The sequence below is a fragment of the Nocardia sp. 2TAF39 genome (assembly GCF_052114905.1).
GTDB lineage: Bacteria > Actinomycetota > Actinomycetes > Mycobacteriales > Mycobacteriaceae > Nocardia.
In genome coordinates, this window is the sequence record NZ_JBFRFQ010000052.1 from 25,878 (window position 1) to 38,186 (window position 12,309).

The window sequence follows — 12,309 nt, forward strand, 5'->3', positions numbered from 1 at the left end:
TCAGCGCAACACCGACCTCGCCACCGACTCGATGTGCAGTTCGTCCGGACCATCGAGCAAGCGCGCCATCCGCCCCATCCGCAGCAGCCTGGGCAGCGCGGTGTCCGGACCCAGCCCGGCAGCCCCGTACACCTGCACAGCGGAATCGGCCACCTGCTGCAGAGTCCGAGCCGCGGCCACCTTGGCCAAACCCGATTCCACCCTGGCGTCATGGCCGACGTCGATGAGTGCGGCCGCCTTGTGCACAAGGGGTCGGGTGGTTCGGATGGCCAGTAGCGACTCGAAAACATGCTGCTGAACCAGCTGCCGTTCGGCCAGCGTTCCCGATGACCGTGTCCGCGTCCGGGCTCGCGCGCACATCAGTTCGTAGGCGCGCTGCGCCTGCCCGAGCCAGCGCAGGCAGCGCAGCGTCCGGCCGAGCTGTAGTCGCTGCCTCGCGATCGGCAACGCTCGACCGCGCTCGCCGATGAGATAATCTTGCGGCAGTCGGACCTCGTCCATAGCGATTTCCCACTGGCCGCCGACACCGAGAACCGGCAACTCACGAATGAGTCGGAAGCCGGGAGTATCGGTGGGCACCAGCAGCAACGAGAGCCCGTCTCGGTCCGGCGCGGCTCCGTCGGTTCGGGCCAGAACAGTGATGAGGTCGGCGTCCCGGGCTCCGCTGACGAACCACTTGCGGCCGGACAACGTCCACGTCCCGTCCGGAGCAGAAGTCGCTCGAGTCGTCGTCATGGTCGGGTCGGTGCCCGGCGTGTCGGGTTCGGTCATCGCGTAGGCGGCATGTAGTTCGCCGGAGACCAGCCGCTCGAGGTAAGTCTCCCGGATCCGATCGCCGGCATGACGCTGCAGCATCCGGACATCCAACAGTGCCGCCGAGCCGAGCGCCGTGGGGCCGTAATCGCTGGCACCTTCCGCTTCGGCCAAGCACACATACTCGGCGAAAGGCAGTCCTTGACCGCCCAGCTCGACCGGCAGCGGCATTGCCCACAGCCCTGCCGCCCGTGCGGCCTCGGCCAACTCGGACCGTGCGGCCGCGGCGGCGGCCCCTCCTGCGTCGAGGCATGGTTCCTCAGGTATCACTCGTTCAACCACAAACGATTCCACCCGCTCCCGTAGTGACGCGGAGCCTGCGGCAGCGGCCGACATGCGGGTGCGAGATGCGAACGAGCCCATGGCTTCTCCTGGTCTGCCGGGAACTCGAGGTCCCCGCGCTCCGACTGCTGTTGTCCGCGGGAGTGGTCGGAGGCGATCGCCACTGAGTTCCCGCGGCGGTCACTCTGCTCGAAAAGGGGAGCCATGACACTCGGCACTACGCGGACTTCCGGCACTCAACTGACGGCGAAACCATTAGAAGGGGTGCGGTTTCGCACCGGCGGCCCACCAGGACCGGTCTCGATTGCGACGCAGCATCTGCAGTTGCTCGGCGCTGGACCTTCCGAGGGTGACCGCGGCGTGGTAACCCGCACCGACGCCCACGGCGCGACGGTGGAGACTCACCTGTCTTGGAGCGGCACCGACAGCGAGGTGTGTGACGAGGCGACCACGCAGGCGGCAGCGGGGCTGATGCTCGTGCATGGACGCCGCGACGCGACACCGCGTGGATTGGCCGTCGACTATGTCTCGACCGCCGCCGGTGTGCTCGCCGCTCAGGGCGTGCTGGCCGCGCTCATCGGCCGTATCCGGGGCAGTTCGGTTGCCTCGGTGGATGTCTCGCTCGATCGCGTGGCGCTGTTGAGCATCTCGCAGTATCTCGCCGCAGCATGCGCGGACGACGACGAAGCCAGCCCGCTCGGGCCCGGTGGCCCACCGTTCACTACCTCCGACGGCATTCGATTCGAGCTCGAAGCGCTCGACGTCGCGGTGTGGGCAGACTTCTGGCGTGTCATGCAAGCGCCGATGGCCGCCGTAGGAAAAGGCTGGCGACCCTTTCAGTTCCGCTACGCCACCGCGTGTGCCCCGATTCCCGGCGAGTTGCACCACACCGCCATGACCCGCACGTGGGCCCAGGTGCGGGCGGCTGCAGCCGCGTCCGGCGCTGATGTCTGCCGGTTGCATACGCTCACCGAGCGCGCCGAAGAACTGCACCACGGCGCGGAGTCCACGCTGCCGTGGGAGTTGACCCTGGGTTCGGAGAATCCCGCGACCGCACCGAGACGCAGACGATGTAGTACCGAACGCCCGCTGGACGGATTCACCGTGTTGGAAGCCGGTCGCCGGGTACAGGCTCCGCTGGCCGCGCAGCTGTTAGGGTTGCTCGGCGCGACCGTCGTGCGTATCGAGCCGCCGGGCGGCGATCCACTGCGAGGCATGCCGCCCACCTGCTCGGACATCTCCGCACGCTGGCTGGCCCTCAACCGGGGCAAGGACGCGGTGGAAATCGACATCAAGTCCCCCGCAGACCGAAAACGGCTGTGCGAGTTAGCCGTCGACGCCGACGTGTTCTTGCACAACTGGGCGCCGGGCAAGGCCGAGCAACTCGGACTCGACGCCGATACGCTGTCGGCGGCCAATCCCGGCCTGGTGTACGCCTACACCAGCGGCTGGGCGGGTCGGCTCGCCGACGCACCGATGGGCACCGATTTCATGGTGCAGGCCCGGACCGCGGTCGGGGAGGCGGCCCGCCCGGTCGACGAACCGCCGGTGCCGTCGCTGATGACGCTGCTGGATGTGCTCGGCGGCATGCTGGGCACGGAGGCGATTCTCGCGGGACTGCTGGCACGCGAGCGCACCGGCCGGGGTGTCCGCGTCGAATCCTCACTGCTTGCCGCCGCGCAGCTGCTCACCGCACCAGCGCTGGACCGGGCCCGCGATGGTCACGCCGCGCGCCGCCCCGCCGGGTTCCGCCACCCATTGCCGACCGTCGACGGACTACTCACACCGGTCGATGACCATGCCGCCGCCGCTGCCGCGCGCGCCACACAGGTGCGTGCACTGTCCACCGACGACGCCGTCGCGATGCTTCGTGATCGAGGCATCGTCGCCACCGCGGTAACCACCGATCTCACTGCCCTGCCCACCGATCCCCGCTTCGCGGGTGCCATGACCCGTGACGAGCACGGCGCCGTCGCGGTGTCGTCACCGTGGAGGTTCCGATGAGCGTCGCGTTGCACGATCTGGTCCCCCGCCAGCTGCGCAGATCCTGGGCTGCCGACGGCAGCTATCCCGACTTGGACCTGTATTCGCTGTTCCGGGCACGCCGCTGTCAGGACCCGCACCGGACGGCGTTGTCGGACAGCGAGGGCGAAGTGTCCTACGCGCAACTGGACACGCTGGCGCGGCAGCTTGCCGCGGGGCTCGCTGCCCACGGCGTCGGTGTCGGCGATGTCGTCGGCGTTCAGCTCGCCAACTGTCGTGCGGCCGTCATCACGGACCTCGCTGTGGCCGCACTCGGCGCTGTCGCATTGCCGTTCCCGGCTGGTCGTGGCATCCGGGAGGCAGAGTCGCTGCTGCGGCGCGCCCACGCCGTCGGTGTTCTGGCCGCCGCGGAGTTCCGCGGACACGCCCATGCCGCCGATCTCGCGCAGTTGCTCGGCCGGTTGCCGATGTTGCGTTTTGTCGCCGCGGTCGGCACCGATCCGGTGCCGGATCACTGTGTGTCGTTTGCCGGACTGTTCCGTGGCGAAGGACAGGACTTCGTGCCCGCTCGCCCCGATCCGGACACAGCGGCTCGCATTCTGGTCTCCTCCGGGTCGGAGTCGGAGCCGAAAATGGTCGCCTACTCCCACAACGCGCTCGCCGGCGGCCGCGGCAACTTCATGGCCTCGTTGTTGACCGACGGCCGAGCGCCACGCAGCCTTTTCCTCGTGCCGCTCGCCACGGCATTCGGCAGCAACGGCACGGCCGTCACGCTGGCCCGACATGGGGGCGCGCTGATTCTGCTCGACCATTTCTCGCCGCTGGAGGCGTTGGCAGCCATCGAAAGGCATCGTCCCACCCACGTGCTCGGAGTCCCGACCATGGTTCGGATGATGCTCGAGCATGGTGCGGCGCAGACGGACACTTCGTCGCTGACGGCACTGATCCTGGGTGGTTCGCAACTCGACGCCACCACCGCCCAGGAGGCACAGCGAGCTTTCGGATGCTCGGTGGTGAACCTCTACGGTTCGGCCGACGGCGTGAACTGCCACACCGATATCGCTGACATCGCCGCGGAAACGACGACTTCCGGAGTTCTGGTCGGGCGACCGGATCCGCACGTCGCGCAGATCCGCATCGACCGAGTCGACAACGGCCAGATCGCGGCGCCGGGCCAAACCGGAGAAATAGTCGCTCGTGGCCCGATGACGCCGCTGTGCTACGTCGGAGACCCGCAGTTGGACGCGCGCTACCGCACCAGCGACGGATGGGTGCGCACCGGCGATCTCGGCGTCTTCGACCTCGCGGGCCGCTTGCATGTGGTCGGGCGGCTCAAGGAGATCGTTGTCCGCGGTGGCGCGAACATCAGCCCCGCCGAGGTGGAACGGGTGCTCGCCACCCATCCCGATGTCCGTGATGTGGCGTGTATCGGTGTCCCGCACGACGTGCTGGGTGAACGCCTGGCTGCCTGTGTCGTTCCACGGCCGGGGAGCGTGCCCGACCTCGAGCGGCTGTGTGCTCACTTGGCAGCCAACGGGATGGAGCGGGGCAAACATCCGGAGTCGATCCTGATGCTCGATGCCCTGCCGTTGACACCAGCGGGTAAACCGGACCGAGCGGCGCTGCAAGCGAAGCTGACCGCGGCGGTGCGCTGAAGAGGATGCGGGGCAGCTGTTTTCACAGCTGCCCCGCTACCGTCCTTGGTTGTCAGGCTCCGGACAGCGTCTTCTTCAGCGTGGTCGCGGCATCCCGGTAGACGGACAAGAGATCCTCATCCTGGCCGGGATAGTTCACGATCGGCACCTGTTCGACACCGGCGTCCGGCAGCACGGTTCCGGTGGACATGTGCGCATTGTCGAGCACGAACTGCGGCTTCTTCGCCGCGAGCTCGGCCAACTGACCGGGGGTGACCGCTTCGGGGCCGTACGTGCCAAGAATCCGCGCACCGGCCAGGTCGGCAGCCCAGGTCGAAAAGACCTGGGCGATAGCCGTCGGCTGCGTGCCACCCGGCCATGCCGACCGGACGTCGCCACTGAGTTTCTCGTACTCGGCGGTGAACGTCGCGGTCCATGTCTGCGCCGCCGCGCTGGTGCCGAAGCGCTGGCCGAGCGCCTGTACCTGGGCTTTCACTTTCTCCGCGGAATTGTCGAGATCGACCTCGACCAGTTCGGCTTTCGATTTCGCGGCTTCCTCGAGCTTGGCCGCGAACGGTTCGAACGGCGCGTAGAGCACGAAGTCCGCTTCCGCCACCGCGGTCAGGTCGGAGGGCTTGGGATCGTAGTCGGGCGCATGGTGCACCGACGGTGGAACAATGACTTTCACCTCTTCGGCGCCCGCGGCTTTGGCGAACGCGGCCTCCCAGGTGGTGGTGGCCACGACCCTCGGATGGGCGTGACCGTGGTCGTGAGTGTGCTCGCTCGTGGCGCTCGAACAGCCACCGAGCAGGACACTTGCTGCCACGACCGCGCTCGTCCTCACCGTGATACCGGCGGTCAATGGTCGGAAGCGCGCCATGAGATGTTTCTCCGTTCAGGGATCAGATGAGCCGCGAAGGCGACTGCCCCCGCGGTAAGGACCAGAACCGGCCCAGGGGGAAGATCGAAGGCCAGCGCCAGCAGAAATCCGACGAGATTCACGGCGACGCCGATACCGATGGCCCAGAAGATGATCGAGGTCAGCGAGTTCCCCAGTCGGCGAGCAGCCAAGGCGGGCAGCAGCGTGAGCGCATCGACCAGAAGCGCACCGGTGAGCCGAATCGCTCCGGCCACCGCTACCGCGATCAAAACGAGCAGGACCAGGGTGAGCCGCCCGACCGCCACACCGGAAACCAACGCCAGTTCGCGATCATGCAACAGCAGCGCGAGATCCCGCCTCCGCCACCAGAACAGCGCGGGCACCGCCACCGCCAGCACAGCCAACACGACCACGTCCTGCACCCGGACCGCGAGAATCGAACCCCACAGCAGCGAAAAGGCCGCCGAGGCATTCACTCCCGCTACTGCCAACATCAGAAGCGCACCGGCAACAGCCAGACTCATCAGCAAACCCATCGCGCCGGACAAGGTCTCCGGCGTCCGAGCCAGTGGGCTGATCGCAGCGCCCGCGACCGCGCACGCGACCAGCCCGCACAGCGCCGGATCCACACCGGTCAACATCCCGACCGCGGCACCGAGCAGCGCGACGTGCATCATCGCGAACCGCACCGGAATGATGTCCAGCCCGACGATCGCGACACCGATCACCGGCAGCCCGACCGAGCCCAACAGCAATGCCATTCCGGCGCGCTGCACCGACGCCATCCCGAGCAGATCGGCCACTTGCGCAGGCCCGTTCACGACACCTCCCGCAACCGCCCCGCGGCCATCTCCAACACACGGTCACAGCGGCGTGCCAGCGCCCGGTCGTGGGTAACCACGATGAGGGTGACGGGTAACTCCGCGAGCACCTCGGCGGCTTCCTCCTGGCCCGCGAAATCGAGTGCGGCCGTGGGTTCGTCGGCTAGGACGATGCCTGCGCCGGCCGCAACGCACCCGACCGCGCGGGCGAGATGCATGCGCTGCAGCTGCCCGCCCGAGAGCGTGTCGAGTGGTCGCATGAGCAACCCGCCCACACCCAACCGCGTCGCCATCGCTTGCGCGTGCCGAGTGGCTCCGCTGCTGGCCAGGAGCTCACCGGCCAGCAGCGGAAAACGGCCCGCCGCAGGTCGCTGCGGAATCCACGCGCACACCCGGCGCCGCCACGAATAGTCCGCCGTTGCGCGGCCGGCACGGCCGCCGATGGCGATCTCGCCGTGCACGGCCGTGTGCAGACCGATCACCGCGCGCAGCAGAGTTGTCTTGCCGGACCCGTTGGTGCCGGTCAAAGCGACTCGCTGACCGCAGGCCACGTCGAGGTCGACATCGGTGACCACGTCCACGCGGCCGTGCCGGCACGACACCTCCGTCAACCGCAGATCCAGCCCCGTCATCACCCCGCCTCCTTACGGGTCGCCACGCGCGCGCCGCGCGGTGTCCCCGGGAGTAGTCGCACAGCCACCTCGATCGGTTCCCCGGAATAGTCGCCCTCCCCTCCTGATACCTCGATCCCTTTCACCACAGCGACAAGGGTTTCGCGGGCGCGGGCCACCCGCGAGCGAATCGTGCCGACCGGGCAACCCACCGTCTGCGCCGCCTCCGCATAGGACATGCCCAGTACTTGGGTCAGGACGAACGCCTCGCGTCGATCATCCGGCAGACAGCACAGCAGGTCGTTCAGCGCGATCTCCTCGGAGAAGTCCGGTGCGCGCCGATCGGGACGCTGGTCGAGGGTCTGCGACCAATCGGGCACGTGAGTGCTTTTCGGACGTGCGGCCACGTTGCGGAACCGGTCGACGACCACGCGACGAGCGATCGACAACAGCCAAGTGCGCGCCGTCGACCTCCCGGCGAAACGCGGCAGACTACCCAGTGCCCGCAGGAACGTCTCCTGGGTCAGGTCGTCGGCGGACTGGACGTCGGTGAGGTGAGCGACGAAACGCCACACATCGCGCTGGGTCGATCGAATGAAGTCTTCCAACGCATTTCGGTTACCGGCACCGGCCGACAATGCCAGCGCGGTCAATTGTTCGTCGGACATGAGTGACCTCCACATCGACGCATCCGACATACCGAAAAGCGCCCGGCGCTTCGAAACGTTCGAGGAAAAGGGAATAGAGAAGACATTTCGCACAATCTCGGCTCGCGACACCACAGACGGTGGCGTCGAATAGACCGGCAGTCGGACCTGCGCAGTGCGCACGCCGGCGCAGTGGAGCCCGACAACCGCTGGACGGGAAAGCCAGCTGTCCTTACCGGCTCTGCCGCGGGGCCGTAATGGCTTGCTCGCGAGCAGCGACAAGAAAAGCGGCGACATCCGCCACAGGCATGCGGGGCGCTGGGTAACGCCGACAGATGGTCGGGCAGGCAGCGTCCGCGCCACGGCAGCACAGGCGTGTCTGCCTCCGGTGGCGAACTCTCAGAATCGAACTGCGGGTACCGGCGGCCCACGCCGCGCCAGCACATGACGCAGCACGCCTGGACGAGAAATCTCTGTGCGATGGTCGATCTCCACCGGGATCTGCGGATTGCTGTCGACCGACGAATGGATGAGAACCAGCAGCAGAGGCGCCAAAATCCGTGCGTACAGCGCCGCCAGAAGCGCGAACAGAACCACCTCGCCGCGCCACAACCACACCGCGCACACCATCGCTGCCACAGCATGCGCGGCAACCATCGTGCCCGGTCCGCCGTGCACGACAGGCGATTCGGCCGCAGCCCCATGCGAGGAACCGTGTTCACTCGCTATCGACGCGACACCGAACCAGAGGTGGAGGACAGCTTGCATCGCCGCCAGCCCACCGCCGATGAAAAAGAAGCCACGCTGACGGTCGGCCAGCGCCCACGCCACCGACCCGGTTGCGGCGAACGCCAGAACCAGAGCCGACAACGGCACACCGTGCCCCGCCGTCGCCGCGTGCCCCAGCGCCGAAAGGAACACTCCGATCCCCGCGAACAAGAGTGCACGTGCCGTCCGCGCGTTTCGGGGCACGGGCACACTGTTCATAGCGTCGTCCATCATGACACTCACACGCCGACAGTGCCCCGCCGGGTTTCGGTCACGACCACGGATTCGTCACTGGACGCCGGGCGCCCGACCACGCCCCGAAGCGCCACGCGGTGACGACTTGCGACGAACCACCTGCAGGCCGAGTGCGGCGATCAGGCCCAGCCCTCCCAACACAATGCCGATGCCGCCGAGCCAGCGAGCGGTGGTATCGGTCGACGAACCGGAACTCGACGCCGCCGGTTGGATGTCGCCGTGATTGTTGATCCCACCAGATTGTTTTGCCGCCAAAGACAAAGACGGGGCAGGGCGCTCCGGCTCGGATTTATCGCTGGGCTCCTGGTCCCAGCGCACAACCAGACCGTCAGCGTAAGTCTGCATCGCGGGCATCGTCAGTTTCTCGGTATCGGGCAGCCCGTTTGCCAGCACGGAGAACTGCCCGAACTGGCTCGGCCCGATGCCGCCGCCGGCATCCGCCTTCCACGTTATGTCGGTGACATTTCGGCCGGAGTCTTTCCGTACCATCGCTTTCCAGCCCGGCGCCGCCTCCGTGTCCGCGGCGGCAACACCAGGAATCTGCACCGCAACTTCGACAGTGGGACTTCCGGTCGCCGATTCGTTCGGTACCCGAAACACCAGGACGGCCGACCCTCCGCGAGAGGCATCCGGCCCTGAGACGGTCACGTGCCCGAATGCCGGAGCGGCCGCCATAGTCGCCGCAGTGGCCGCGGCGGCGCACGCCGCCGCGGTACGCACGATCCAAGAACTGTTCATCGTCGAGACCTCTCCTTCGCGGTGAGAAAACGAACGCAACAGATACTCGCCGACGACGATATGCCACCACGAACCCTGAACCGCGCACATTCGGTAACCCGGGTCGTACCGAATGCGAAGCACCGAGCGGTAACATCGGCGACGAATCGTCCCGGAAACATAGAATAAGGACAGCTCGGAACTCCGGTGCCGGAACATGTCGCCCGACACGGCCAGACCTGGTATCGGTCCATCCGTGCCGTCGGATTCGTATTCGCGGGTGTCGTGGAAGGGTCCGGCATATCCCGACCACGACCTCCATGCCTATCCGGTGCTCAGTGGGTGTCGTTCCAGAATTGGGCACCGGCGGCGATCAGTGCGGGTATGCCGACAATGACGGTGCCGGCGACAGCGCCGATGGCGGCGAGCGCCGCGCCGGTGACGAGGCAGCCTCCGATCGCGGCGGGAATAGCGAGCAGGCCGATCGACACCACTCCGCCGGTGGCTCCGCCGACGACGCCTCCGGCGACACAGCCGATGCCGCCTCCGATCGCGCTGCCCAGCAGGCTGCCGACGGTCGCGGCGGCCATCATCGACATGCTGAAGTTGCCGAGGGCTGCGTTGAAGTTCGGGTGGGACAGCGCGTCGATTTCTTGGGCTGTCGATCCGCTGAGGGGGCTCGCGTCGGCGGGGTCGTTGCTCGGGGTGAGGGTGACGGTGTCGCCGTCGAGTTGCGCCGCGATCGGCATCGCGTTGCCACCGCGGACGTAGGTCAGCGGCAGGGTCGCGACGGACGCTCCGTGCCGGTCGAGAAACTGCAGATGGTTGTCGCTGACAGTCAAGGCCCCGGCGTCCATGGTGAGGACAACGGAACGGTCGACGACATTGGCCTGGAAATGGACATCCGGAGTGTCTTGGACGGGATCCGCCGCCGCGGTTCCCGCCGAGATACTCAAAGCCGAGATGACCATTGCCGCGACCGCAGCACCTTTACCGAACATCATTATTGTCTCTGCTCCCGATTTCGTTGTGGGCAGCGTGAATTCACCGCCGACAACAGGTCGCGGACGCGCTCGCGCGAGTTCCCGAAATTGCTGTGATACACGACACAGCCCGGTCGCCCTACGCGACGATCAACGGTGGGGTCTCTGGGAAGACGACCGGCAATGCCGCCATGGCCCGGTGGAACGGACCCGGTCGCCAGACCACCTGGTCCGCAGGCACGGCCAGCTGTATTTCGGGGAGGGCATCGAGCAATTGATCGATCGCGTACTGCACAGTCAGGTACGCGACGGATTTGGCCGGGCAGGAGTGCGGCCCGGAGCTCCACGCCAGATGCGAGCGATTGCCGACGCTGGTCCCGACGAGGGCATCGTCCCCGCGGATCTGAGGGTCGTTGTTGCAAGCGGCGAGACTGATGAGGACCGGCTGGTCCGCGGGCAGCCAGATACCGTCGATCATTATCGGCTGCCGCGGGTACGTTGTGCAGAAGTTCGCCATGGGCGGGTCATTGAACAAAACCTCGTCGAGCGCGGAGACGGTCGACAGGTTCCTACCGAGAACATCGCCGAACCGGAACCGGTCGTCGGTGATCATCAGCAGCAGTGCATTCGTGATCAGATTGCGCTGCGCTTCGAAGCCCGCACCGTAAAAACTCATCAGTTGGGCGAATATTTCCATGTCGTCGAGCTCGACCGGATGGTGCGCCAGCCGCGAGGTGGCGTCGTCGCCGGGCTGGGCGCGCTTGAGCCGAATCAGCTCCATCAGGGCCTCTTTGAGCATGTGCATGCCCTGGGCGGCCTTGACCGTATCGAAGCGCGCGGCCATCCCGCTCGCGACCCGCTGCCCGATTTCGGCGGGGCAACCGACCATCCGGTTGAGGACCTCGAGGACGAGCGGAAACGCATACTGGGTTACCAAGTCTGCGGAACCGGCCTCGCAGAAGGTATTGATCAGCGGTACGGCGATTCTCTCCACTGTGGGATGCAGGGCATGCACATCGATCCCGTCGATGCTCGCGACGGATGCCTGCCGATAGCGAGCGTGCACACGTCCGTCGTTGTACCGCGCGGCCGGAAACCACGCCATCATCGGCCGAACAGGACAGTCCTCAGGAATGGTCTTCTGCCAGATTCGTGGATCAGCCGGAAAGTGGGTGGGGTCGTTGAGGATTCGCACCGCAGTCGCGTGGCTGATCACGAGTGTGGCCGGCACACCCGGTGCCAACTCGATCGGAACCAGCGAGCCGTACCTGCGCCGCATCTCGCGGTAGGCGTGATGCGGGTCTGCGACGAACTCCGGCGTATACAGCAGAACTCGGGGGGCATCGGTCTCGATGGATGATCCGTGCGGCACGGGGCTGATTCCGGTTGCAGTGGTGTGCGGCGCGGACATCGGAAACTGTGGTGTGGTCAAAGACGTGACTCCAGACGATGGAACAGAAATTCGATGAGAGTTTTCAGTGAGCGCAGTCATGCGCCTCGATCACGTGCGTCGAGTGCGGCGATCGGCGCTCCCTGAGAACCCGAGGCCTCCACGTTCACCGGCACCGCGAAGCTGATCGCCTCGGCATCGACGGCAGCGCGCCGGCGAACCGGCTCAAGAGTCTCTTCGTAGACCGCGTGCTCGTGCGCCAGCGCGGCGGTGCGCGCGCGTTGCTGTTTCACGTGGCGTGCCGCAGACCTCGACTGCCATGGCGGTCAGCATTGTGAGGGGCCGGAACCATGAAAACACCATGGCGGCATCTTGATTCATCAGCTCTCTCGTCGTTGACCGGGTGGGAAAACTGCAGCCTCCCATGGCCTGTCGTCCAGAACCTGGCGGCTGGGACCCACGCTAGCAACAATGCAATGACGTTGACTAGTGCTGGCGACCGCTGTAGCGGCCGGGCGGTCGTTC

At 66.7% G+C, this 12,309-nt stretch carries 12 protein-coding genes; 2 read left to right on the plus strand and 10 right to left on the minus strand.

Annotation, left to right across the window (positions count from 1 at the left end):
- Complete coding sequence (locus AB4Z47_RS25785; protein ID WP_441954404.1) at nt 1-1,176, minus strand: acyl-CoA dehydrogenase family protein; 1,176 nt, start codon at nt 1,174-1,176, stop codon at nt 1-3.
- A 183-nt stretch (nt 1,177-1,359) separates the two neighbouring features.
- On the opposite strand from AB4Z47_RS25785, the gene AB4Z47_RS25790 reads away from it, so the two are divergent.
- Complete coding sequence (locus AB4Z47_RS25790; protein WP_441954406.1) at nt 1,360-3,099, plus strand: CoA transferase; 1,740 nt, start codon at nt 1,360-1,362, stop codon at nt 3,097-3,099.
- A complete protein-coding gene (locus AB4Z47_RS25795; protein WP_441954408.1) occupies nt 3,096-4,733 on the plus strand; it encodes a class I adenylate-forming enzyme family protein in 1,638 nt (545 codons plus the stop codon). Before AB4Z47_RS25790 ends, AB4Z47_RS25795 begins: the two co-directional genes overlap by 4 nt.
- Before the next feature lie 52 nt (nt 4,734-4,785).
- Here AB4Z47_RS25795 and AB4Z47_RS25800 read toward each other — a convergent pair whose 3' ends face one another.
- The 9 genes from AB4Z47_RS25800 to AB4Z47_RS25840 form a co-directional block, all read right to left on the minus strand.
- Nucleotides 4,786-5,538: a metal ABC transporter solute-binding protein, Zn/Mn family gene (locus AB4Z47_RS25800; protein WP_441954410.1), complete on the minus strand. Its 753-nt coding sequence runs from the start codon at nt 5,536-5,538 to the stop codon at nt 4,786-4,788.
- 32 nt (nt 5,539-5,570) lie between these two features.
- Nucleotides 5,571-6,413, minus strand: coding sequence for a metal ABC transporter permease (locus AB4Z47_RS25805; RefSeq protein ID WP_441954412.1), 843 nt, complete (start codon nt 6,411-6,413; stop codon nt 5,571-5,573).
- Nucleotides 6,410-7,045, minus strand: coding sequence for an ATP-binding cassette domain-containing protein (locus AB4Z47_RS25810; protein WP_441954414.1), 636 nt, complete (start codon nt 7,043-7,045; stop codon nt 6,410-6,412). Before AB4Z47_RS25810 ends, AB4Z47_RS25805 begins: the two co-directional genes overlap by 4 nt.
- Entirely contained in the window at nt 7,045-7,692 is a 648-nt protein-coding gene (gene sigC, locus AB4Z47_RS25815) for an RNA polymerase sigma factor SigC (RefSeq protein WP_441954416.1), read from the minus strand. Before sigC ends, AB4Z47_RS25810 begins: the two co-directional genes overlap by 1 nt.
- Before the next feature lie 378 nt (nt 7,693-8,070).
- Nucleotides 8,071-8,682: a hypothetical protein gene (locus AB4Z47_RS25820; protein WP_441954418.1), complete on the minus strand. Its 612-nt coding sequence runs from the start codon at nt 8,680-8,682 to the stop codon at nt 8,071-8,073.
- Nucleotides 8,683-8,727: 45 nt separating this feature from the next.
- Nucleotides 8,728-9,432, minus strand: a complete 705-nt coding sequence (locus AB4Z47_RS25825) for a YcnI family copper-binding membrane protein (protein ID WP_441954420.1) — start codon at nt 9,430-9,432, stop codon at nt 8,728-8,730.
- Nucleotides 9,433-9,746: 314 nt separating this feature from the next.
- On the minus strand, nt 9,747-10,415 hold the full coding sequence (locus tag AB4Z47_RS25830) for a hypothetical protein (RefSeq protein WP_441954422.1): 669 nt from the start codon (nt 10,413-10,415) through the stop codon (nt 9,747-9,749).
- A gap of 118 nt (nt 10,416-10,533) precedes the next feature.
- Nucleotides 10,534-11,805, minus strand: coding sequence for a cytochrome P450 (locus tag AB4Z47_RS25835; RefSeq protein ID WP_441954474.1), 1,272 nt, complete (start codon nt 11,803-11,805; stop codon nt 10,534-10,536).
- Between the two features lie 77 nt (nt 11,806-11,882).
- On the minus strand, nt 11,883-12,077 hold the full coding sequence (locus tag AB4Z47_RS25840) for a hypothetical protein (protein ID WP_441954424.1): 195 nt from the start codon (nt 12,075-12,077) through the stop codon (nt 11,883-11,885).
- Between the last annotated feature and the right edge of the window lie 232 nt (nt 12,078-12,309).

Excerpts from the sequence above, each read along its gene's own strand:
- AB4Z47_RS25785 (WP_441954404.1), bottom strand. The coding sequence starts at position 1,176 with ATGGGCTCGTTCGCATCTCGCACCCGCATGTCGGCCGCTGCCGCAGGC.
- AB4Z47_RS25795 (WP_441954408.1), top strand. The coding sequence starts at position 3,096 with ATGAGCGTCGCGTTGCACGATCTGGTCCCCCGCCAGCTGCGCAGATCC.
- AB4Z47_RS25810 (WP_441954414.1), bottom strand. The coding sequence starts at position 7,045 with ATGACGGGGCTGGATCTGCGGTTGACGGAGGTGTCGTGCCGGCACGGC.
- sigC (WP_441954416.1), bottom strand. The coding sequence starts at position 7,692 with ATGTCCGACGAACAATTGACCGCGCTGGCATTGTCGGCCGGTGCCGGT.
- AB4Z47_RS25825 (WP_441954420.1), bottom strand. The coding sequence starts at position 9,432 with ATGAACAGTTCTTGGATCGTGCGTACCGCGGCGGCGTGCGCCGCCGCG.
- AB4Z47_RS25830 (WP_441954422.1), bottom strand. The coding sequence starts at position 10,415 with ATGATGTTCGGTAAAGGTGCTGCGGTCGCGGCAATGGTCATCTCGGCT.
- AB4Z47_RS25835 (WP_441954474.1), bottom strand. The coding sequence starts at position 11,805 with ATGTCCGCGCCGCACACCACTGCAACCGGAATCAGCCCCGTGCCGCAC.